This window comes from Emergencia sp. JLR.KK010 (assembly GCF_037018265.1).
Classification (GTDB): domain Bacteria; phylum Bacillota; class Clostridia; order Peptostreptococcales; family Anaerovoracaceae; genus Senimuribacter; species Senimuribacter intestinalis.
On sequence record NZ_CP143550.1, the window covers coordinates 940298 to 964440 of the forward strand.

20 protein-coding genes are annotated in these 24143 nt (G+C 44.5%); 17 read left to right on the forward strand and 3 right to left on the reverse strand.

Features of this window, described 5'->3' with window-relative positions; translation table 11 throughout:
- Positions 1-10: 10 nt before the first annotated feature.
- From V1225_RS04395 to V1225_RS04410, 4 genes are all read left to right on the forward strand, one after another.
- Positions 11-1381 (forward strand): Na+/H+ antiporter NhaC family protein, encoded by a 1371-nt coding sequence (locus V1225_RS04395; protein WP_251613326.1) that lies wholly within the window; start codon positions 11-13, stop codon positions 1379-1381.
- Entirely contained in the window at positions 1371-2534 is a 1164-nt protein-coding gene (locus tag V1225_RS04400; RefSeq protein ID WP_338547657.1) for a pyridoxal phosphate-dependent aminotransferase, read from the forward strand. Before V1225_RS04395 ends, V1225_RS04400 begins: the two co-directional genes overlap by 11 nt.
- A gap of 187 nt (positions 2535-2721) precedes the next feature.
- Complete coding sequence (locus V1225_RS04405) at positions 2722-3585, forward strand: SHOCT domain-containing protein (protein ID WP_338547658.1); 864 nt, start codon at positions 2722-2724, stop codon at positions 3583-3585.
- A 36-nt stretch (positions 3586-3621) separates the two neighbouring features.
- On the forward strand, positions 3622-5373 hold the full coding sequence (locus tag V1225_RS04410) for a hypothetical protein (RefSeq protein ID WP_338547659.1): 1752 nt from the start codon (positions 3622-3624) through the stop codon (positions 5371-5373).
- A gap of 82 nt (positions 5374-5455) precedes the next feature.
- Here V1225_RS04410 and V1225_RS04415 read toward each other — a convergent pair whose 3' ends face one another.
- The gene (locus V1225_RS04415; RefSeq protein WP_251631447.1) at positions 5456-6133 is read right to left on the reverse strand and encodes an amino acid racemase; all 678 of its coding nucleotides are present in this window, start codon (positions 6131-6133) and stop codon (positions 5456-5458) included.
- A gap of 58 nt (positions 6134-6191) precedes the next feature.
- A complete protein-coding gene (locus tag V1225_RS04420; protein WP_350339726.1) occupies positions 6192-7511 on the reverse strand; it encodes an ATP-binding protein in 1320 nt (439 codons plus the stop codon).
- Positions 7512-7698: 187 nt separating this feature from the next.
- Here V1225_RS04420 and V1225_RS04425 point away from each other — a divergent pair, with 187 nt between their 5' ends.
- The 13 genes from V1225_RS04425 (at position 7699) to V1225_RS04485 (ending at position 22529) form a co-directional block, all read left to right on the forward strand.
- On the forward strand, positions 7699-8616 hold the full coding sequence (locus V1225_RS04425; protein WP_251631446.1) for a DMT family transporter: 918 nt from the start codon (positions 7699-7701) through the stop codon (positions 8614-8616).
- 59 nt (positions 8617-8675) lie between these two features.
- The gene (locus V1225_RS04430; protein ID WP_161909053.1) at positions 8676-8975 is read left to right on the forward strand and encodes a nucleotidyltransferase domain-containing protein; all 300 of its coding nucleotides are present in this window, start codon (positions 8676-8678) and stop codon (positions 8973-8975) included.
- 34 nt (positions 8976-9009) lie between these two features.
- Positions 9010-9303, forward strand: coding sequence for a HepT-like ribonuclease domain-containing protein (locus tag V1225_RS04435; RefSeq protein ID WP_161909052.1), 294 nt, complete (start codon positions 9010-9012; stop codon positions 9301-9303).
- Between the two features lie 287 nt (positions 9304-9590).
- Positions 9591-10970 (forward strand): aminopeptidase, encoded by a 1380-nt coding sequence (locus V1225_RS04440; RefSeq protein ID WP_338547661.1) that lies wholly within the window; start codon positions 9591-9593, stop codon positions 10968-10970.
- Positions 10971-11038: 68 nt separating this feature from the next.
- Positions 11039-11920 (forward strand): EamA family transporter, encoded by an 882-nt coding sequence (locus V1225_RS04445; protein WP_338547662.1) that lies wholly within the window; start codon positions 11039-11041, stop codon positions 11918-11920.
- Between the two features lie 102 nt (positions 11921-12022).
- Positions 12023-13228: an L-serine ammonia-lyase gene (locus V1225_RS04450; protein WP_338547663.1), complete on the forward strand. Its 1206-nt coding sequence runs from the start codon at positions 12023-12025 to the stop codon at positions 13226-13228.
- 150 nt (positions 13229-13378) lie between these two features.
- A complete protein-coding gene (locus V1225_RS04455; RefSeq protein WP_251613340.1) occupies positions 13379-14272 on the forward strand; it encodes a YitT family protein in 894 nt (297 codons plus the stop codon).
- A 95-nt stretch (positions 14273-14367) separates the two neighbouring features.
- A complete protein-coding gene (locus tag V1225_RS04460) occupies positions 14368-15252 on the forward strand; it encodes a YitT family protein (RefSeq protein ID WP_160201767.1) in 885 nt (294 codons plus the stop codon).
- A 381-nt stretch (positions 15253-15633) separates the two neighbouring features.
- Entirely contained in the window at positions 15634-16581 is a 948-nt protein-coding gene (locus tag V1225_RS04465) for a MoxR family ATPase (protein WP_338547664.1), read from the forward strand.
- Between the two features lie 10 nt (positions 16582-16591).
- Entirely contained in the window at positions 16592-17683 is a 1092-nt protein-coding gene (locus tag V1225_RS04470) for a DUF58 domain-containing protein (protein ID WP_251631442.1), read from the forward strand.
- A complete protein-coding gene (locus V1225_RS04475) occupies positions 17673-19853 on the forward strand; it encodes a transglutaminase domain-containing protein (protein ID WP_338547665.1) in 2181 nt (726 codons plus the stop codon). Before V1225_RS04470 ends, V1225_RS04475 begins: the two co-directional genes overlap by 11 nt.
- Before the next feature lie 10 nt (positions 19854-19863).
- Positions 19864-21081, forward strand: a complete 1218-nt coding sequence (gene pepT, locus V1225_RS04480) for a peptidase T (protein WP_338547666.1) — start codon at positions 19864-19866, stop codon at positions 21079-21081.
- Between the two features lie 170 nt (positions 21082-21251).
- The gene (locus V1225_RS04485; protein WP_251613352.1) at positions 21252-22529 is read left to right on the forward strand and encodes a DUF4143 domain-containing protein; all 1278 of its coding nucleotides are present in this window, start codon (positions 21252-21254) and stop codon (positions 22527-22529) included.
- Positions 22530-22623: 94 nt separating this feature from the next.
- On the opposite strand, the gene V1225_RS04490 is transcribed toward V1225_RS04485, so the two are convergent.
- A complete protein-coding gene (locus V1225_RS04490) occupies positions 22624-24132 on the reverse strand; it encodes a carboxypeptidase M32 (protein WP_160201773.1) in 1509 nt (502 codons plus the stop codon).
- Positions 24133-24143: the final 11 nt, after the last annotated feature.

A 24143-nucleotide genomic window follows, 5' to 3' on the forward strand; every position in this document is an offset into this window, starting at 1 on the left:
GAGAATGAAGATGGAAGCAAATAAAAAACTTGATTTTTATGGTGGAAGTTTTGGTCCATGGATTTCTATGATATTGCTGGTTATTGGAATGACGGTAGCGGTGTTATTCGATTATACGGATTTTTGGGTATATAATCTGCTTATGCTTGCGGCGGTTGTGATTTGTTTTCTGTTGGTAAAACAGAAAAAACAGTTCGGCGATGTTGCAGTTCGCGGCTTGCAGGACTCTATGCTTTCAATTTTGATTATTGCATTTATTCTTGCGAGTATTTTATCAAAGCTTTTGAGAGCTAGCGGACTTGTGGACGCGCTGGTATGGCTGTCTGGTGAAATGAATTTGGACGCAGGTTTTATTCCCGTAGTGGCATTTATCGTGTGTGCTCTGATTTCAACTTCCTGCGGAACTTCATCAGGTTCAATTGTTGCGGTACTTCCGATTATGCTGCCAATTGGAATTCAGCTAGGATGTGACGCGTCACTTTTAACTGGAGCGGTAATCAGTGGAGCTATCTTTGGAGATAATTTAGCACCAATTTCAGATACAACTATTGCCTCCTCTTTGACGCAGGAATCACAGGTAGGAGAGGTTGTAAAATCAAGATTACCATATTCTTTAATTGCGGGAGGTATTTCTGCAATACTGTTTGTTATTTTCGGGAAAATGACAACAAGCGATGCACCGGTGGCGTTGGATTCCTTGGAGGCAAATCCGGTAGCATTGGTACTTCTAGTAATCCCGGTACTTATGATTGTTATGATGAGAATTGGCTGGGATTTGGGTGGAACCCTGATTGTCTGCGATTTGGGAGCACTGATTTTGTGTCTTGCTTTTGGACTTGTTGATTCTGCAGAAATGTTTAGCGCAGAAGGACCTTTGGTAAACGGTATGAACGGTATGCTGGATATTATTGTATTTTGTTTCTTCTTGTTCATCGTGATGCAGACGATTAAAGAAAGCGGTGCCCTGGAACGTCTCGGGAACGTCCTAATCAAGTACTGTAAGAGTACACGTTCGGTAGAACTGATTATTATGATTTCTTCAGCCCTTGGAACAATTGTGACAGCAGGCAGTTCCACAGGAATTTTATTTGCAGGCCCTATTGCTAATAGAATTTCAAAGCAATATCATATTGCAGGAACACGTTCTGCAAATATTCTTGATGCAACAGCTTGCGCAACATGTGGATTTGTTCCAATTTGCACACCGTACCTGTTGTCATTGAGTATTGGACCTGAAATTGAGGGTATTCCAGATGATTATGGTTATGTGAGTATTCTCAAGTGGGTGCTTCACCCGATGCTTTTGGTTGTTTTATTCCTGGGAAGTATCTTAACCGGTGTTGGAAGAAAATACGAAAGTAGAGAAGAAAATGAAGCATAAGTATATTTCAAAACGGTACTGGAAATCTCATAAAAATGCCATGGGACAGTCTGATGTGATTGCAAAATCCTATGATGATGTAATTAATCTCAGTTTGGGAGATCCAGATATCAATACTCCAAAACCTATCATAGATGCAGCATTAGCAGCGGCATATCAAGGTCATACTAAATATACGGCGTTTCAGGGTGATCCTGAACTTATAGGTGCAATTTGCAAATTTTATAAAGAAGAATACGACATGAATATCAGCGCTGAGCAGGTGTTCGTATGTTCATCAGCCACGGTCGGCATGCACGTAGTGTTGGAAAGCATTTTGGACGATGGGGATGAAGTTATTTTGCAGACACCGTACTTTACACCGTACCCACAACAGGTAAAACTATCCAGAGGGGTTCCCGTGGAACTTCCGACCTATGAGGAAGATGAATTTCAAATCAATGCAGATAGGCTGGAGAGTTTAATTACCGAGAGAACAAAAGCCCTTGTCATTAATACACCAAACAACCCTACAGGAAGTTGTCTGCATTTTGACACTATGAAAAAAATTGCTGCTCTTGCAGAAAAGTATGATTTGATTGTGATCGCAGATGATATTTATACAGATTACAGTTACGAGAATCCTTTTATTCCATTTGCGAGTTTGCCAGGTATGTGGGAGAGAACAATTACTTTAAACAGTTTTTCTAAGGGATTTAACATGACTGGTTGGAGAGTAGGGCAAATCATAGCGCCGGAGTATTTGATAGATGTCTTTAAAGATGTAAATGAGAATATCTGTTTTACGACGCCGTCTATTTCGCAAAGGGGAGCAATCTATGCTCTAGAGCATAGACATGAGCTGCAGCCGACACTGATTGAGGAATATCGAACGCGGGTATACTATGCGGCGGAACGCATTAATAAAATCTCCGGTATGCATGTGTTATATCCACCAAAGGGAACTTTCTATCTGTTTCCAAGTATAAAGGAAACAGGAAAAAACTCCGAAGAGGTTGCAGACTTAATGCTTCGGGAGGCACATGTGCTAGTACTGCCGGGCAATGCTTTTGGAACCTGTGGAGAAGGGTACATAAGAATTGCGTGTACGGTAAGTCTGGAAAAATTAAAAGAAGCCTTTGATAGAATTGAGAAAATGGAGATTTTTAGATAGGTAACAAACAGCAGTGATACACTTTCGTATCGCTGCTGTTTGTTTATGACAGGCATACCGTCAGTTTGAGGAACTACTTGTTAGCCCCTACTCAATTTGTGTGCAAAAGCACCCTAAATTTATGCTAGAATGAGTGCAGCAGCAGGGAGCAAAGAGGATTGCATTAGTTTTGGAGGTTTTGTATAATGTGATTAAGGAAAAAACTGGGAGGGTACTTATGGAAAGAATGCGAACAGCAGAAGAGATGGTGGAGTATTGCAAGAGGAAAGGGACTGCGAGCGGGCGGACTAAATGGAAACTAAGAGAGCATTTTAGTCTGATTGAAGAAGCCTTGGGGAAAGACGAATATGTAATGTGTTGTTTTGCGGCAACGTATCACGTTCAAAGCATTCATCAGGGAGGTGAGGCGCATGTGGAAGCACTAACGAATAAGAGACTACTAATCGCTAGAGAGGGATTGATGCAGGTTGGGATATCTGCAATCAGGTATGATGACATAAATGAAATTAAAATCGTAAAGGATGAAGTGCTCATTGATACTTCCAAAAAAGTTCCTAATAGTTGTGTTGGTTACAATGATGCAAAGCGTATTCAAGATGAGCTTAACGTTATCTGGCCTATCATCATGCACCAAAAAGCAGCGCGAGAGAGACAAAAGAGCTTTGGAGGAAGCATTGCTGACGAGTTAACAAAGCTATCGAATTTAAGGGAAAGGGGGCTGTTGACGGAACAAGAATTTCAACAACAGAAGGCATTGCTGTTGTATCCTGCGGAAGAAGGATTTCTCTTTGATGAGAAAGAGCAGGAATATGAAAAAGCAGCCAGATTTCAGCCAGGAAAGGTATATCATGTGAGAAAGCGAAGACCAATTCATAGTAAGAATATGGACTATGAGGAGATGGAAGAGAGAGTTCTAAGAAATGATTATTTTTTAGATAAAGCAAACAAAAGAACCTTGAAGCAGATGGTTTTAGATATTGGTGGATTTATTGTTTTCTGGATTCTGTTCGTGGCAGGAATGGTCTTCGTAGTAGATGTAATTAAGGGGTAAGTATTAAAAAATGTTTGAGGTTAGAGAGGAGTTAAGATGAAGAGAATTATTATTGAATGTGATGAGGAAAGGTATCTAGATTCTGGTGCCATGAAAATCAGAAAAGATATGGAGCGCGTAGCAAAGATTGCTGAAGAGTGGGCAGAAGGGGGCCCATTCATAAAGGAAATGAAGAAAAGGGAGGCGCAAATGGAAGCCCTACTGGCGCCGCCTCAGGCAGTAGAAAGTTTATTTAAAATGCCGAAAAAAGCAGAAATTCCCATGAGGGAACAGAATGTGATACCGCTGGAACTTGATGCTAGTGCAGCCTATCGGGAACTGGATAAAGTGGAGAAACGGACGCAGGAGATACAGAGAAAACTGTCTTTCCATGGAGCTATCGTTGTAAAGTATGAAAATATACCGGGACAAATGCCAGGAATTGCAGACGAAAAAAGCTGGGGCGAGCAATTCGAGGAAGATCCTTTGGGAACGGTTTTTGACGGATTTTTAAAATCTGCGGAAGTGCTTGAGGCGATGAATACATTTGGAAAATTAGGAAAGTCTATATTAAAAAATGAAAAAGTGAAAGAAGTCGGTAAATATGGAAAGAAAGTATTTTCCGATATTGGTTCATATTTTGGTGAAATTCCTGGTTCAGCTGCACTTGAAAGCGATATGGCTAAGCGATTTGGACTGGATGCATTTGGAAAAGCCAGTGGTTTTCTGTTTGGCGGAAGTGCCATTGCGGGAGCATTGACAAGCTTAGGGGCAGCAGGCACTATAAATGGTATTTTAAATGGATCTGAACAATTGGCAAATGGGCTTACTGCAGAAAATGAATACGACAAATGGCATGATATCGCAGGAGGAACTGCAACCCTTTTAGGAACGGGGTTAGGCATATATGCCGGCGCACCTGCGGGACCAGGAGGAATGGCAATAGGTGGCGCGCTTGGGGCTGGATTTGGAAAACTAAGCGGAAAGATTTGGGATGATAAAGTAGCCGATTGGCTTGCTTGGGACGATAAAACAACCAGTCAATATGTCAATGACGGAAAGAATCCATATATCGTAAATAGTTTTGAGCAGGCGACTGAAATTGGAAATATGATTGGAGATATTGCTGTACAGAAGGCGACCAGTGATATTTTTTCCGGGGCGGATATGGATTCTTCAACAATGATTACGCTAACGGGAGAAAAAAGAATTGAAAAGATGGCTAATTTAACACCCCGCGATTTCGGGGTGGCTGATGAAATTTATGGAAATGTAAATATATATCTTTTGGCTAACGAAATTGTAACTGGAACAAAGAACACAAAGGGAAGAAAAGGAAAAAGACCGGAGAATTGGAGTTCGATACCTAAGCAATATAGAGGTGGACTAGTTGGAGATACTCATCATACCGGTTTTGCTGATGGAGGATATGTCTATGGAGGCGCACAGCTTATTACAGTAGCAGAAGAAGGAACTCCTGAGGCAATTATTCCACTTGGAAGAAACAGACGAAAACGTGCGCTTGAACTTTTTTCTCAGGTAGGGCAATACATTGAAGCACCGGGTTTTTCTCCGAAAGCTTTTGCCTCAGGAGGAATTGCAGGAGGCAGTATTTCAGGTGGAAGTGGATTTGGAGGCAGTGGCCCGATTATAGAAAACTGTAATATTGACATTCACGTGTCGGCAGAAAGTGGTGAGGCACTGGTCGAGTCTTTTAGAGCGCATCGAGAAGAACTCAGTGAAGAGGTGGCAGCTGTTTTCAATGCAGCATTTAAGGGGCAATTTGCGAATACGCCGGCAAGTAAATAGTAGAATCAAGGTTTCAAGACTACAAAACAGAGGGCATCACATAAACAGCTAAATCACTGTTTCCGTGATACCCGCTTGCTGCTTATTCTATCGCCATCTTTGCGGCGGTTTCTCCGTGTATGATTGTCGTATCAAAGAGTGGGATTTCGGTGTGTTCCTGCTGCATCAGCATGCCGATTTCGGTACAGCCGAGGATAACGCCCTCTGCGCCGGAAGCAGTCAGCTTTTCGGCAATCCTGTAAAATTTCTTTGAGGATTCTTCTTTGACAATACCAAAGCCAGTTTCCTCAAAGAGTACTTTGTCGATAAACGCCCGGTCGTCTTCTTCAGGGATGAGGACTTTCAGACCTTTTTCCTCCAGTCTACCGCGATAAAAATCTTCTTCCATGGTGATACGGGTTCCCATGAGACCAATACAGGAAATACCTTTTGCGAGAATTGCGTCAGCAGTGGCGTCTGCGATATGCAGCAGCGGCGTTTTTATGTGCGCCTGCAGGAATGGAGCATGCCTGTGCATGGTGTTGGAACAGATAATATAAAAATCACAGCCAGCGGCTTCAATTTGGCGCGCGCCTTCCAAAAGTACCTGCTCCTGTTCATCTTTGCGGTTGATGAAGACATCTTGCAGGTTGACGTTGGCGAGAACCATTTTGGCGCAGTTGTATTCGCCCAGTGCATTTGCGACATAGTGATTGATGTATTCGTACATTTGCAGAGAGGAATGCCAGGACAGACCTCCAATCATGCCGATGGTTTTCATGATAACACCTCCGATGGGATTTTTGTTTTCTTTAGTTTACTGTAGGAAGTGAGAAAAGTCAATGCGGGGAAGAGTCTGTGCAAAAGGGTTCTAATTGGCTGACTGCATACAGAGGAAGATCCAGCAATCCATTTTCATTATGGTAATCTGCCATGGAGGAACGCACCGCAAAGATAGGATTATACTTCTCACGATAAGTCTTTAAACTTTTTGCCTTTAAGTTGATTTCGGCTTTTACCTCGAGAGGAATGATGGCATTTCCTGTATCGATTAAGAAGTCGATTTCACAGGAACCTCTGTCATTGGTATAATAGTAAAGCTTTAATGCAGAGTTAGAAATCAGCTGCTGCAAAACGTATTGCTCGGTCAAAGCGCCTTTGAACTCGACAAACAAATCATTGCCGGACAGGAGTGTTTGTTGTCTGAGCCCGGTCATACAGCTAAGAAGACCTATGTCGAGGATGAACAGTTTAAATGCCTTCAAATCTTCATAGGCGCGCAAAGGAAGATTCGGAGAGGTGATACGACTTATCTTGTGAATCAGTCCGCAGTCTGATAGCCACATAATAGCTGTTTCAAAGTCTTTGGCTCTTCCGCCTTCTCGAACCAGACCATATAAGAATTTTTTGTTTTCTTTTGCCAGCTGCGAAGGAATGCTGTTCCAAAGCATGCGGATTTTTGGAACAATTTCAAGGGGCGCATGTTTAGAAAAATCCTGTTCGTAAGCGGTTAGTATGCGCTGCTGTATTTGTCTGACTTCATTAAAATCTTTATTCTCAGAAAATCGCAGCACGACTTCAGGCATGCCGCCAACATAATAGTAGTGTTTCAGCGCATCAATGTAAGTTTGTTTAAAGGTAGATATCATTGCAAAATCCTGCTTGTGCAAAAGCTGCACAAAAGATTCCTTTCCTGTAGCAAGAAGAAACTCCTCAAAGGAAAGGGGATATAAATGGAGAAAATCCACTTTACCGACAGGAAAAGACGTGCCTTGATGTAAAGCGATACCAAGTAAGGAACCAGCGCAAATGATATGATACTGAGGCGCATTTTCGTAAAAATATTTGAGGCTTTTTAAGGCGGCGGGCACTTCCTGAATTTCATCGAAAATAATAAGCGTATTATGAAAGTCGATTTTGATGCCGCTGTATAGTTCCAGCCCAAGAAGAATTCGCTCAACATTTAAATCGGATGCAAACAGCTCCTGCATTTGAGAATTGGAGTCAAAATTGATATAAACCGTGTTTTTATAAACGGTTTTGCCGAATTCTTTCATTAGCCAGGTTTTTCCGACTTGACGTGCACCTTGTAAAATAAGAGGTTTTCTATATTTGCTTTCTTTCCATCGATGAAGGGTTTCCATTGCGCTACGGTACATTTTTAGCCTCACTTTCATGTATTTGTACAGGTAGTATACCACGGATTGACAAAAATTACAACGTAAAAACGTATTGAAACTACATTTTTTACGACGTAAAAATGTGTTATACCAATTTTTCTATAATTCATTATATCAAAAGGTCCGGGGTCATGATAAAATAAAGCCAGTGTTAGGAGGAACTGTCATGAATCAGGGAAAGAGCGTTTACAGCAAGGGAATTATTATTGCAGTTTTCAGCGAAGTTCTCTTTGGACTAAGCTTTATTTTTATTAGAATGTGCGTCAACGATGTGTCGGTATTTACACTGCTGTCGTGGCGTACCATCGTAGCGTTTTTCGCCATGACCATTTGCGCAGTGCTGGGCATTATTAAAATCGATTTAAAAGGAAAAAATTTGAAGCCGCTTCTGCTTCTCAGCTTTTTTCAGCCGGTTTTATATTTCATCATGGAAACTCTGGGCGTGCAGAGAACTACGGCGGCGGAAAGCGGAGTGCTTCTTGCCTGCATTCCTATTATTACTATGCTGTTTAGTGCAGTATTTCTGCGGGATAAGCCGACCAAGCTGCAGATTGCATGCATGGTAGTAACTGTAGCCGGCGCAGTGATGATTGGAATGGGTGGTGAGCTGACGACTTCCAGCAGCTTCCTTGGATATTTGTTTCTGCTTGTTGCCATGTGCAGCGAGTCAGCGTACGCTATTACTTCCCAGAATATCAAAGGCTTTAACAGTGCAGAAAAAACTTATGCGATGATTGTCAGCGGCGCGGTAGTGTTTACCGGCTGCGCCCTTGTGGAACATGCAATGAACGGAACGGTTGTCGAATTTCTGACCCTGCCTTTACATAACAGCGGTTTTTTGGTGTGCATTTTGTATCTGTCTCTGGGGTGCAATCTGATTGCGTTTCTCTGCGCAAATTATTCCATCTCTATCATCGGTGCGACAAAGCGTGCCGCCTTCGCAAGCATAGCTTCCGTAACGTCAGTCCTTGGCGGCGTATTTTATCTGGGTGAAACTTTTACGAAAACCCAGATTATAGCAACGGTGCTGGTACTTGCAGGTGTTTATGGGGTAAATCGGTTTGGAAAAAATGGGGAGGAATAAAGGAAAAGCTTTTATTCTTGCAGACAGCGTGGTATACTGAATATAGATGAGGTGATTTTATGCTTCCATATAGTATTGAGGAATTAAAACGTATTATATCGCCGATAGCGGAACAACACGGTGTAAAAAGTGTGTCTCTATTTGGATCTTATTCAAAGGGTACCGCAACGGCTGGCAGTGATGTAGACTTGAAAATTGAAAAAGGAAAACTTCGCTCGTTATTTCAGCTAAGTGGCTTCCGGCTGGCAGTTGAGGATGCATTAAGCCTGTCGGTCGATATAATAACAAGTGAGTCTTCTGATATTGAATTCTTAGATATGATAAAAAAGGAAGAGGTGCTGCTTTATCAAAACGCGTGATAGGTTGGTCCTTAATAAGATAGTAGAATATTGCTTGCGTATTGAGAATAATCTTAGTCGTTATGCATATAACTTTGAATCTTTTGAAAGAGAGTATCTGTTTCAAGATGCTTGCTGCATGTGTGTTGTTCAAATTGGAGAATTGGTTTCTCAGCTTTCAGAAGAAATTAAGGAGCAGAACAGTGCCATTCCTTGGCGTATAATCAAAGATACGAGAAATTTTTATGTGCACTCCTATGGCTCTATTGATGTCTCCTCTGTATGGAACACGCTGCTTTACGATATTCCGGAGCTGAAAAATGCCTGTGAAACTATATTGCAGAAATAAAAATTGATTTTCTTGTAAATCCACGGTTCTAATTGCCGTGGATTTTTTACCAAATCTTTCCTTGCATTATTTCTGTCTTTAGGCTAAGATAAAGATGAGTATAGCATTTCGCAAATAACCAGCCCAAATCACTTGCCTGCTTTCCCGCTTGCACTGGGCAAAAAGCCTCAGCATAGTCTCGCTACGCCTTGCGTTTTTTGCCTGGCACACTTGAAAAAGTATTCGGCATGATTGAACCGGTTATTTGCCGAATGCTATACTAGAAAGAAGTAAAGGAGTAATGTCAAATGGAAAGACCAAACGCTTGGAAAAGCTATAAGGAAAATGATTTAAAGGCTCTTGAGACTCTTTGCGAAGAGTATAAGGATTTTTTAGACAAAGGCAAGACCGAAAGAGAGTGTGTAAAGAATACCATCGAAATGGCAAAAGCTGCGGGCTATAAAGACCTGGCGGACGTAATCAAAGCTGGAGAAAGTCTGAAGGCTGGCGATAAGGTTTATGCGGTTTGCATGGGCAAGACCATTGCCCTGTTTCACATCGGCAAAAAGAATATCGAAGACGGCATGAACATTTTGGGCGCTCACGTAGACTCTCCGAGACTGGATGTGAAGCAGAATCCGCTTTATGAGGACTCCGATTTTGCATATCTGGATACGCACTACTACGGCGGTGTGAAGAAATACCAGTGGGTAGCAATGCCTCTTGCCATTCACGGTGTAGTTGCTAAGAAAGACGGACAGGTAGTCAATGTCGTAATCGGTGAAGATGAAAATGATCCTGTCGTTAGTATTACAGACCTGCTGCCGCACCTTGGAGCAAAACAGATGGAAAAGAAGGCGGGCTCTGTCATCGAGGGTGAAAATCTGGATGTGCTCATCGCAAGCAAACCTCTTGAGGGTGAAGAAAAAGACGCAGTAAAGGCTACAGTTCTGAAGCTGTTAAAAGAAAAATATGACATGGAAGAAGAGGATTTTCTCTCTGCTGAACTGGAAGTCGTTCCGGCAGGAAAGGCAAGAGATACAGGGCTTGACCGCAGCATGATTATGTCCTACGGTCAGGATGACAGAGTTTGCGCGTTTACTTCCCTGAAAGCCCTGCTAGACGTGGAAGATATAGAAAAAACGGCATGCTGCATTCTGGTAGATAAAGAAGAAATCGGCAGCGTAGGTGCAACCGGTATGGAATCCAAGTTCTTTGAAAATGCAGTAGCAGAACTTCTTGATAGAATGGGGCAGTATAGCGAGCTTACGCTGCGCAGAGTGCTGGCTAACTCCAAAATGCTTTCCTCTGATGTAAATGCTGCTTACGACCCGCTCTTCGCAGACGTTTACGAAAAGAAGAACGCTTCTTTTGCAGGCCGCGGTATGGTATTCAGTAAGTTCACAGGTTCTCGCGGCAAATCCGGCTCCAACGACGCCAACGCTGAGTATATTGCTGAAATCAGAAATATCATGGACGATGAAGGAATCCACTATCAGCTGGCAGAACTGGGTAAAGTCGATATCGGCGGCGGCGGTACGATTGCGTACATTCTGGCGCTTTACGGCATGGACGTTATCGACTGCGGTGTAGCGGTACTGAACATGCACGCACCTTGGGAAGTAACCAGCAAAGCTGACGTTTACGAAACCAAGAGAGGCTATGAAGTATTTCTGAAAAGAATGTAATTAAAATGACATAAAACGGGCTTTTTTCGTTTAAACTACTGGAAACAAAACGAAAGGAGCCTGTTTTTATGTGGCTTTTACTTGCGGTGATTTCTACGCTGTTTATCGGTGTATCAACCATACTTTCTAAAATCGGAATTAAGGACGCCGATGCTTATGTGACCGGTGCGGTGACAAATACGGTGCTTCTTGCGGCTTTTGCAGGAACAGCACTTTTTTCTGGCAGCTTCGGGCAGGTCAGTGATATGACCATGAGCACATGGCTTTCGGTACTTGCGTCCGGCATTGTCTTGTCCATCTCATGGGCATTTTATTTTCTGGGACTCAAAGGCGGCAGTGTCAGCGTATTTCTTGCCATTCAAAGTCTTACCATCGTCATTTCCATGATTCTTTGTGCGGTATTTATCAAAGAGAAAATTACGATTTTTATGCTTTTGGGAACGGCGCTGATTATCACAGGTACGCTGCTGATGATGGACAGGCAGGAGCTTGCGGCACTCTCGGGCAAAGGTCTTTGGAAAAGTGAGCAGCGATGGATTCTTTTTGCAGGACTTTCCGCGGTTTGTGCGTCCATTTCCTATGTCATCGTAAAGTCGGATACTGAGCCTATCGACACCAATGTGACTTCCACTTTTCGTTACATCATCGTGGTTGTAATGCTCTGGCTTTTGCTGGCGAAGAAAGGAAAGGGCAGAGAGTTTGGGGAAATTTCCCCAAAGACATGGCTGTTTATTCTGCTGGGCGCAGCAGCTTCCGGAGCCGGTCATGTGCTGGTGTATAAGGCTCTTTTCCTTGGAAAAGCGGCGGTCATTATGACTATTTACCGTATGGGCATGGTGATTTCCATCATTCTGTCCCGGATTTTCTTGAAGGAAAAACTTTCAGCAAAAGGCTGGGGCGGGTTTGGACTGCTGGTTTGCGGTGTGGTATTATTTGCCATTGGAAGATAATTTTGCGCAGATAATTTGAGGGTTGTGCAATGAGGGGATTTTCGTATATAATGCTTAGGGAAATGATTTGAATTAGGTTTTAGAAAAAGGAAAGGAAATACTATGGAATCACTTCGTGAACTATACAGAATCGGCAGAGGACCGTCCAGTTCCCACACCATTGCGCCGACCCTAGCGGCGGAAATTTTTGCAGCGGAGACAAAAGATGCTGCCGGCTACAGAGTCACGTTATATGGTTCTCTTTCAAAGACGGGAAAGGGTCATATGACCGATGTAGCGATTTTAGATGTACTTGGCTCTGACAAGTGTGAAATGATTTTTAGTGATACACCGGACGAAGAGCTGCCGCACCCTAACACCATGTTTTTTGAAGCGCTGGACGCTGCGGGCAGTGTGACATGTCAGATGGAAATTTACAGCGTGGGCGGCGGACGTATTGCCGTCAAAGGGCAAAAGCCTGCAAAGCCGCAGGATGTATATAAGCTGGAATCCTTTGAGGAAATACATGCTTACTGCAGAGAGAGGGATATTCGCCTTTGTGAATATGTTTATGAGACGGAAGGCGAAGAAATTCGTGATTATCTGCATGAAATCTGGAACCAGATGAAAGAAACTGTGCGCCGGGGGCTTTCTGCAGAAGGCACTTTACAGGGAGGGCTTTCCGTTCAGAGAAAGGCCAGGTATCTGTATCGCCAGAATCATATTGATGAAAGCCCGCAGACGAGAGAAAACAGGCTGGTATGTGCTTTTGCCTATGCGGTCAGTGAAGAAAATGCGGACGGTGGTATGGTGGTAACTGCACCGACCTGCGGCTCCTGCGGTGTGGTGCCGGCAACCCTTTATTACATGCAGAAAAACAGAAAGTATTCCGATGAGCAGATTGTGGATGCGCTGGCAACGGCGGGGCTTATCGGAAATCTGATTAAGACCAATGCCTCTATCAGCGGAGCTGAGTGCGGCTGTCAGGCAGAGGTAGGAAGCGCCTGCTCTATGGCTGCTGCAGGACTTGGAGAGCTTTTCGGTATGGAAATTGACCAGATCGAATATGCGGCTGAGGTCGCTATGGAACACCACCTTGGGCTGACATGCGATCCTATCAGCGGATTGGTGCAGATTCCATGTATTGAGAGAAATGCTGTTGCGGCTATGCGTGCGATTAATGCGGTAAGCTTGGCGAACTTTTTGACTCACACCAGAAAAATATCCTTTGACGTGGTGATAAAGACCATGTATGAGACAGGCTGTGATTTGTTCAGCAAATACAGGGAGACCAGTGAAGGCGGCCTGGCAAAGACGTATTTTGAATAAAGTTTAAAACAGTATGAAGAAACTGCTGCGAGGTAAGCTTGCAGCAGTTTTATATTATATTATCTCTTTACCATGCTAATGGGGGTCTATTGACAAGGGCGAGGCTTTGCTTTAGGATAGGTCTCAGTTATGATGTGAGGAGGCATGGTGTTGAAAAAAGAATTAAGTTTAAGGGATCATGCGGCGAGAGTCCTTTGCGTGATTGCAGGTAATGTTATTTATGCGCTGGCGGTGAAATTTTTTCTGATTCCGGGCGGATTGGTGACAGGTGGCAGTACTGGCATAGCCCTGGCGGTTAATCATTTGAGTGGAATTTCGATTTCAGGTTTTGTGCTGGTGTTTAATGTGATTATGCTGGCGGCGGGATTCCTTGTGCTGGGGAGCCGCTTTGCGCTGACCACCATTATCAGCACCTTTACATATCCGTTGGCTCTGGAAGGGCTTGACAGACTGTTTCCGGGCGCATTTATTACAGACGATGTGATTCTGTGCACGCTGTTTTCAGGTCTTGGTATTGGTATTGCAGTTGGCGTGGTGATTCGCGCGGGCGCCTCTACCGGGGGTATGGACGTGCCGCCACTGATTTTGCAGAAGTTCTGCAAGGTGCCGGTGTCAGTCAGTCTGTATGTGTTTGATACCTGTATTTTGCTGGCACAGGCATTTTTTACCGGTTCAGAAAAAATCCTTTATGGTATTGTGCTGGTCATGATTTATACGATGGTTATTGATAAGCTGATGCTCATAGGCACGACCCAGACAGAGATTAAAATTATCAGCGAAAAGTCAAAAGAAATCAATGAGGCAATCGGCGTGCAGCTTGACAGAGGAACGACACTCCTTTCTGCGAGAGGCGGTTATCTTGCACATCAGACAGAGATGGTCTTTACTGTAGTCTCAAACAGAGAAGTGCCCAAGGTGGAACGGATTGTTCATGGTATCGATCCTGCGTGCTTTATGACAGTCAGCAGAGTCAGTCAAGTCAGCGGCAGAGGATTTTCTATGGGGAAAGAATATAAGAAAAGCAAAACTGTAAAAGATGAATAAAAAATCAATCAAAATACGGATTAAATTTGTTTTAATAGACCAAAAGTTGTGATATAATCCTTTTCGGACGACTTTATAAGAGAAAGGGAAATATCATGAAACGGATCATCATTAACTATATTGCAGTTTTTGCAGGACTTGCCATCGCAGCATTTGGAATCGTGGCATTTGTGCTGCCTAGCGGTGTTATGATTGGAAGTTCCACGGGTGTAGGCAGAGTAATGGAGCACTTTTATGGGATTCCGGTATCGTATACGGTAATGGCATTTAACGGGATTTTGTTTCTGGCAGGCTGGATTTGTTTGGGGAAAAAGTTTGCCGGCTCGATTATTGTCAGCACTTTTGCGTATCCGATGTTCATCAATCTCTTTGAGCATACAAGATTTGCAGACGGAATTACGGACAATGTAATGCTGGCGACTATCTACGGCGGGGTACTGGCAGGCGTTGGCATGGGGATTGTAATAAAATGCGGCGCATCCACTGGAGGCACGGATATTTTAGCGATTATCTTCAATCGTAAGCTGGGCATTTCAGTGGGACTTCCCATGTACTTCATCGACTTTGCGATTCTTCTGACGCAGGTGATTTTTGCAAGGAACATGGAGGAAATCCTGCTGGGGATTCTGCTGACCTTTTTCTATTCTATGGTGGCGGACAAAGTGGTTCTCATGGGCGGAAGCTCGGTGCAGATCTTTATTATTAGTGAAAAGCATCAGCAGATGAGACGGGCTTTTGCCGATATGGTCATTGGAAATACAGTGTTTTATGGGGAATCCGGCTATCAGGAGAATAAGCAGGATATTTTGCTTTGTGTGCTCCCTGCTCGGGAATTGAACCGAGTGCAGCGAGCGATTTTAAGCATTGATCCGGAAGCCTTTTTTACTATAAGCAGTGTCAAGGAAGTGAAGGGCAGGGGCTTTTCCTTTGAGACGGGCGCAGCGAAACGGATAAGGCGGGAAAAATCAAATTTAACTTAAAACAGATTTTTCTCCTTAAAATGTATAAGTGAAAGGGCAAATCTTAACCGAGAATCGTAAAATGTCATAAAAATGTATAAAAGTATTTGTCGTCGGTAGGCAGCGGCGGCTAAACTTATATGCATTTTTGCGTTTTATGCAAGAAAATTTCGGATTTGCTGCATATCTTGCAAATGATGTAAGTCTACTGCGCTTTCAGAACAGCGTTCTTATACATTTTTTTGAACATTTCTTGATTTGGGTTAAGTTTTCGTCTCAGAGTACCCGCCCCTTTTTTAAAATAGAATCAAAAGGAGAGAAGTGCCTTGAAAGCAGAAGATAATATATGATAAAATAAGAATATAGTTATCAGACAAGTCTGAATAGAAAAGGGGTGCTACCATGAATGAAGCAAGAACTGCGTTGCAGCAGGTAATGAAGGATGTAAACAGTATAATTTTAGGAAAAGAGGAGCAGGTAAAGCAGATAATTTTAGCACTGCTTTCCGGCGGACATGTCCTGCTTACGGATTTGCCGGGGACTGGAAAGACTACTTTGGCAGAGACCATTGCAAGGGAAATGGAACTGGACTATAAGCGGGTGCAGTTTACGCCCGATGTGCTGCCTTCGGATTTGACGGGATTTTCCATGTATCAGAAGGAAACGGAGCAGTTTGTTTATCAGCCGGGCAGTGTTTTCTGCAATCTGCTTTTGGCGGACGAAATTAACAGGACTTCGCCGAAAACGCAGTCAGCCCTTTTGGAGGTCATGGAGGAAGGTACGGTCAGTGTGGAGGGTGTTACCAGAAAAGTGCCGAGTCCTTTCTTTGTCATTGCTACGCAAAATCCGGAGGGAAGCGCCGGAACGCAGCCTTTGCCGGAATCACAGATGGAGCGCTTTATGATTTGTCTGTCTTTGGGCTATCCGGATTTTGACAGCGAGCTTGCTATGATTATGGGAAAAGGCGGAAGAACTGCGATTGAAACAGTAAAACAAAACCTCGACATTCAGACTCTGCAGATGGTGCAGAAGCAGGTCGACGAAGTCTTTGCCGGTGAAGAGGTTTCTGCATATATTGTCAATCTGGTGCGAGGAACCAGAGTGCATCAAAGACTCCTTCAGGGAGCAAGTCCCAGAGCGGGTATCGCCCTTTGTCAGATGGCAAAGGCAGCTGCATGGCTTGACGGACGGGAGTTTGTTATGCCAAAGGATGTACAGGAAGTGTTCCCTTATGTGATGGGGCATCGTATTCGGACAGACCGCAGCGACGAAGAGAATCAGGCGGAAAAGGCTGAAATCTTATCGGAAATTCTAACGAGAACCAAGAAACCTGCCATGGGTAAAAAATAGGAGCCAAGCTATGAAAAAAGTGTTTTTAATTTCACTCTTTTTGGTCAGCTGGTATTTGGCAGGATTTTTCCATGCAGCGCACATCATGGTGCTGGCAGCAGCGGAAACGATGTTATTTCTTGCCATGTATCCTCTCAGTTGGTATTTGCGAAGTCGTGTGCAACTGAGCGCGGAGTCACTGCAGAACCTGCGGCTTCATACAGAAAAGGATGCCCTTTGCTCTGTGACAGTGGAAAATACCGGCGTGCTGCCAGTGACAAAGGCGCAGCTGAAATGGCAGTGGGGATATCGCAGAAATCAGACGGCGTCCAAAAAGATGAGGCGAGATAAGAGTTGCCGCAGGAGAAAGGAAAGCCGGAGTATTTCCTTAGATACAAAGGAGGCGCTGCTGCTGAAACTGCCGGCTCGTGCGGAACTTTGCGGTCTTTTAGATGTAACCATAAAAAAGGCGTATCTTTGGGATTATTTGGGACTTTTCAGAAGGCGCTTTGCGCAGAAGACATCTATAGAAATCGCAGTACTTCCGCCAAAACATGTGCTGCGTATTTGCCTTGAAGGGAGCAGCGCAGCGGAGGAAGAGACAGAGCGGGAACTTTTTCAGATTCGCGAATATCAGCAGGGCGACAGAGCCAGGGATATCGCATGGAAGCAGAGTGTTCGTTCAGATAATCTCTTCGTAAAGGAATATCGTGAAATCAGTGACGCATGCAGTGAACTGTTTCTGGATTTAGCCGGGTGTGACGAGTATGAACCGGAAAAAATCAGTGCCTTTTATCAGGTGCTGTATGGGGTAGTTGCCGGACTCTTGGCGGTGGGAAGGTCTCTAAGAGTGTGCTGGCGGTGTGAGAACAACACGCTGCAGAGCGCTAAGATTGATTCTGAGAGGGAAATCGACCTGCTTTTATGCAGACTTTACCGTGAAGAAGACCGGTTTAATGGATTGACAGCCGGCGATGAGGCGGCTTGTGCAAAAGGATTTTGTCTGGATTTAGAGCTGAATCTTTTCTATGGAAAGAAAAGGGTTGCGGTTTTTGAGGCGGAAAAGCTCAGCGAACAGCTGGCGCAGACCGTTTATATCGGGGAGGGATTTGATGAAAAATAGAAATACCGTTTTCCATCTGATTCTTCTCTTGATTGGAATCTTGGGAATATTAACTTATGTGTTTGACATAGAGGACTTAATTTGCCAAAGGCAGCTGGTTCTCTTTGCGGCGGCTGCGCCATGCCTGCTATTTTGGAGCATTTACGGGATTAAGGCGAAAGCGCTGCCTGTTGCAGCCGCTGTGCTTTTTGCAGGGTGTGTTCTCATTTGGGACGACTGGATTTTAGCACAAATTCAAATGTTCCCATATTTTCTCGGCTGTATAGAGGGTAGGCTTTACTGGTACATGTACGACATGACCGGATTTTTGGTCTGCGTCTTTGGCGGACTTTCTGTATTGCTGTTTTTGACAGAGTGCGTTTTGGGCTGGCATTTTATCATGTGGGGGCTGTCCATGGCGCTTCTGCTCAGCGTGCCTATTACGGGAATCGACCCTGGCTGGCTCTGTATTATTTTGCTGGGAGTGTATCAGGTGCTTTTTGCAGTGGTTCACTTTGGAGAAAAGGCAGAAGGAAGTCCAAAGGTGATGCGAAAAGCCGGAGGTATTACGGCAGGGATGCTGGCTGTTTTGCTGCTGGTTTCCTATGGAATCGCAGGGAGCGGCGATGGTTTTTTGTATCGCTGGGCGGAAGCAATTGACCCGACTTTGCAGCAGATTGAGAGTGAAATTACAATTACTGTGAAAAACCGGCAGAACGTGCGGAGAATTAACAGAGGAAATCTGTACACATCAGACACGGTGGTCATGGAAGTCCGTGCTGAGGAAAAGCCGACGGAGACCATCTATCTGCGGGATTTCAGCGGAGGTACATATAGCAACGGAACTTGGCTCCCTGCTGCGGACAGGGAGATTTTGAATGAGATAGATAGCAGAGCCGATACGGTAAATCGTTTTATTAATATGTATTACGACGTGAACCGTGCAGGCGCAGAGAAGGAACGGATTCTCTACGTAAGACGTGCAGATCAGGACTCGCCGTCTTACGGGATTTACTATGGTCAGTGGCACAATGCATCCTGGGAGAACCACGTGCTGCAAGCCGGGGAAGAGGGCTATGCATATTTTGAGAAAAAGGATATGGAGCCGGATTGGGATGCGATAGTGACTTCTCGCTTTGTTGTGGGATTTGATGAAAATGACGATAATATATATAGCCAGCGGCAAAATCTTCTCTTTGAAAGAGAGCGCAGTCTGCATAGGAAATACGCAGATGCGGCGCAGCGTGCCTACACACAGGTGAACAGGAAGAGTCTTCCAAAGCTGAGCAGCCTGCAGCAGGAGAATCCTATGAAAGGGGAAGCGGATATTACAGCCTTTATCAAAAATTATCTGCTGACTCACGGTACATATACGCAGTCTCCGGGAAGAATTCCGTTGGGGCGTGAGCCGATAGAATATTTTCTTTTTGAAAGCCAGCAAGGATACTGCCAGCATTTTGCTTCGGCGGCGACGCTGCTTTATCGTATGTATGGTGTGCCTGCCCGTTATTCCATGGGATTTGCGGTGAGACCATCGGATTTTGTGAAAAAAGAAGATGGAATGTATTATGCAGTCGTTACCGATGAGGAGGCTCACGCATGGCCGGAGATTTTCGACAAAGAACTGGGCTGGACGCCGGTTGAAGTAACGCCTGCTGATGAAGAAGCCGAGGGCACAGGAGCCGGTCAGCAGGATTCTGAGGGCGCAGGCCGTGAACAGAAGGAACCGGAAAGCAGTGATAAACCTGATTCACAGGACGGCTCGGAGAAAGACAATCGGCAGGAACAGAATCAAAATCCGAGCGGGGACCAAGAGGCAGGAAGCACGCCTCTTGGCAGAAGTCTTGTTGCACTGTTAGCGGCGATGATTGCTGCGTCAGGAGTTTTAGGAAGAAAAATATATTTGCGCTCTCTTGAGAAAATGAACTGCCGAAAGGCATTTGCGAAAATGCTGGAAAAACTGCAGGGTGCGGGAGTACTTTCCGGTTATGACGGCAGTGAAGAGGATTTTGCGCAGAAACTGGCGATAGCGGTAGCGGAAGTCAGCGAGGAGGAAGCGCAGCGGGCGACGGAAATCGTCAGCAGGGCAGCTTTTGGAAATACGCCAGTAAGCGAAGAAGAGGAAGAAGCGGTCAGACAGCTTTACAGGAAAATTGCTGCATGGGCAAAGAAAAATAAAAAGATTTTATAGGAGGAAAAGTATGAAACTACAGGAAAGATTTTTGAAGTATGTGATGATGAACACCCAGTCGCTGGAGGGGACCGGTACGGTGCCGAGCACGCCGGGACAGAAGGATTTTGCGCAGGCACTGGTAGATGAGTTGAAGGACCTTGGCATTGCCGATGTGCGCCTTGATGATATGGGATATATTTACGGCAGTATTCCGTCAAATTTGGATAAAAATGTGCCGACCATCGGTTTTATTGCGCATATGGACACGGCTGACGCTCATCCGTCACCGGTAAAAATGCCTCGCGTCATTGAGAACTACGACGGCGGTATAATTACCTTGGAATCAGGGGCTGTGCTGGATCCGAAAACTGATGAAAATCTGCGAAATGCTAAAGGATGCAGCCTGATTGTAACTGATGGAACAACCCTGCTGGGCGGTGATGATAAAGCCGGCGTTGCAGAAATTATGACGGCACTGGAATATCTTACGGCTCACCCTGAGACGAAACACGGCAAGATTGCATTCTCTTTTACGCCTGATGAGGAAATCGGCACAAGTCAGGACAACTTCAATGTGGAAGCATTCGGCGCAGAGTTTGCTTACACGGTGGACGGGGCAGATCTTGGCGATATCGAATATGAGAATTTCAACGGCGCTTCTGCCAAAATCACCGTGCAGGGTGTAGAAACCCATCCGGGAGAAGCTAAGGACAAAATGAAGAACGCCATGCTCATTGCTATGGAGTTTAACGCTATGCTGCCGCCGTTTGAAAGACCGGAGCACACGGAAAACTACGAGGGATTTTATCACCTCATGCACATGGACGGCGATTGCAGTACCGCGACCTTGCGCTATATCATCAGAGAACACGATGCTGAAAAGTTTGCAAAGAGAAAAGATACAGTGCGCAAAGTGGCGGAACTGCTCAACTTTAAGTACGGTGATGGCACAGTGACTGCAGAAGTGACCGACGGCTACCGCAACATGACGGAGATGGTAAGACCTCACATGCACTTGATTGACTACGCTAAAGAAGCGATTGCTGAGCTTGGCATTACACCTCGTGTGCCGGCTATTCGCGGCGGTACAGACGGTGCGGAGCTTTCTTTCAAAGGCGTGCCTTGCCCGAACCTTGGAACTGGCTCTTGGAATCACCACTCCGTGACCGAAGTTGCCAATATCGACCATATGGAGAAAACCGCGGAATTGATACTGGCGATTATCGGAAAGTATGCGGAGAGATAAGAGGTAGAATATAAATAGAAAACAACCGGCGACCTTGCAGGAATCCGGTTGTTTTTTTAAAATTAGTATGGTTGAAAATGTGAAATCAATCAGGTTAAAAAAATAAAATAAATAGGAATAAGGTTGTAAAATCTATCGGATTGGGGTACAATAATGGTAGAGGTGAGAGCATGGACAAGAAATATTATATGCCGAGAATCATTGATAAAACCATTGAAGAATATCTGCAAGTTTTCGGAGCGGTATGCGTAGAAGGACCTAAATGGTGCGGGAAGACTTGGACGTCTTCTTTTCATAGCAATAGTGAAATTTTAATTGGCAATCCGGAAGGTAATTTTCAGAACAGGAAATTGGCAGAGTTATCGCCGGAGTTGGTTTTAGAGGGGGAAACACCTAGACTTGTTGATGAATGGCAAGAAGTGCCGCCTATATGGGACGCAGTTAGATATAAGGTGGATCAGACGGGGGAAAAGGGGCAATTTATTTTGACCGGTTCAGCGACGCCTAATCACAAAGGGATTCTGCATAGTGGGGCAGGGCGAATTGCGAGATTGCGAATGCGTCCGATGTCGCTGTATGAGTCGGGTGATTCTTCAGGAGAAGTTTCCTTGGAGAAACTCTGTAAGGGTGACTTCCAAGCTGTAATGACAGGAAACGTGGATTTGCGAAAATTGATTTTCTATATCATTCGTGGAGGATGGCCGGGTAGTTTGGGATTATCACAGGAGCAGGCAGCAATCATACCTGAGGAATATTTAAGCGCGGTCATTGAAGATGACGTATATCGCATAGATGGGGTAAAGCGAAATACTGTTAAAATGGAGAAACTGCTGCGCTCCCTTGCCCGAAATGAGAGCACAACTGTTACAAATAAAACCTTAAAAAATGATATGAAAGAAATAGATGATGAGGATATTGATATCGAAACGGTAAAAGAATATCTGGATATTTTTGCAAGACTGTTTATTACTGATAATCAGCCTCCGTTTTCAACTGAAATTCGCTCCTCTGTTCGTGTAAAACAGGCGGTGAAGAGGCATTTTTCGGACCCTTCCTTAGCGTGTGCTTTGCTGAAAGCTACACCGGAAAGACTTCTCGGCGATTTAGAGACGTTGGGATTTCTCTTTGAGTCTCTATGCGAGCGGGATTTAAAGATTTATGCGGAGTCTTTTGGCGGAAAGCTCTATCATTATCAGGATTATAGAGGCGGCGAAATTGACGCTGTTGTTGAAATGCCTGATGGAAAGTGGAGTGCTTTTGAGATTAAGCTGGGTGCCAATCAGATAGAAGCAGCAGCAGAAGCCTTACTTCGCCTTAAAAAAGATATTGAAAAAGAGCCCAAAGGGAAACTGCCTGCAATTTTGTGCGTGATATGCGGTATGTCAAATGCAGCATATCAAAGGGAAGATGGTGTATATGTTGTACCCATTACTGCTTTGAAAAATTGATAACGATTTAATAAAAACCGGCATGAAGCCGGTTTTTGTTTAGCATAGATTTCTCAAAGGATGCTGCCATGATATACTCACTGCGCCTTGGAAATTATAATTTGTACACTTCTGTATATTTTTTCTGCAGATAATCCATGTAGGGCTGGGATGACAGCGAGCTGCCGGAAGCTGATTTTAGGAGCTGGCTGGTGGAATACTGTGCTCCGTAGGTGAAGATATTTTCTTTCAGCCATTGGTTGATTGCAGCGAAATCTCCTTTTGCTATCAGATCGTCCAGATGGCCGCAGCTGGTATCGATAGCAGTTGCCAGCTGTGCAGCTGCAAGATTTGCGACCAGATAGGTCGGAAAATATCCGACATAACCGGCAGCCCAGTGGATATCCTGCAGCACGCCTTCTCCATCGTTGGCAGGTGTGCAGCCCAGCATTTCCTGGTATTTTTGATTCCAAACCTCAGGCAGATCGGAAACCTTAAGACGGTCATTGATGAGATCCCGCTCGATTTCATAGCGAATGATAACGTGAAGCAGATAAGTCAGTTCATCTGCCTGCAGACGGATTGGGGCCTGTGTTACTGCATTGACATCTTCATAGAAACGCTGAGCGGAAAGCAAGTGACTGCCGCCAGAGAAAACCGAAAGTTCCCGTGTAAAAAATTCAGCAAAGCCTTTGCTCCTTCCGATGATGTTTTCGTAGAACCGCCCGATTCCTTCTTCCAAGGCGAAAGAAGGTACCTTTGCGAGAAAAGTACCCAGCAGATCCTTGCTGATGGACTGCTGGTAGATGCCTTTGCCTGCAGAGTGCATGACATTGAACAGACCGAAAACTGTATTATCTTCGCGGTAGGCGTTGACAATGCGCACGTCATCAGGAGAATTAGCAAGAACTGTGGGGTGTGAACCGATATCCACGCGCCCAGTATGAAAGCTGAACCCCATTTTTTTAAGAAGATGCTCCCAAAGGGCTTTCTGGCTGCTGCCGCCCATGACTGGAAGGATTTCGCAGGAAGAAAGGGAGGAACGGTTTAACTGCTGAATCTGACTGTAGAGATCTATGAGAAAAGGCTTTAGCTTCACCAAATAATTATCAATCGTTTCTGTTGTGAGTCCAGGCTCATAATAGTTCAAAAGAGCGTCATAAGGATCTTTTTCATATCCCCAATACTTCGTAAAACTTTTAAAAGTGCTGAAGATTTTTTCTAAATATGGCTGAAATAAGGCAAAATCACACTTAGCCTTTGCCTCTTCCCAAACTTGCTCAGAAACGGCAATCAGCTGGATATATGCCTGGTATTCATCTTCGGGAATCCGCCGTACGTATTCGGCGCTCTGCTTTATCTGCGCAATCATGGACTTGGTCAGAGCATCATTTTTCTTGTGATGATCAAAGTAAGCCATGTAGCTGTTGAATTCTGCAGAAGACATAAATCTGTACTGCTCATCTGCCAGAAAAGCGAGGACTTTGGCACGATAGGAGATGGCGCCAGGCGGCATATAGGTGAGCTTATCCCAGTAAATCAGAGAATTTTGCGTATAGGATAAATACTCTATGCGGCTGATCAGTTTTTTAAACTCTGCGAGTTTGTTGTAATATCCGATCATAGTTTTAACTA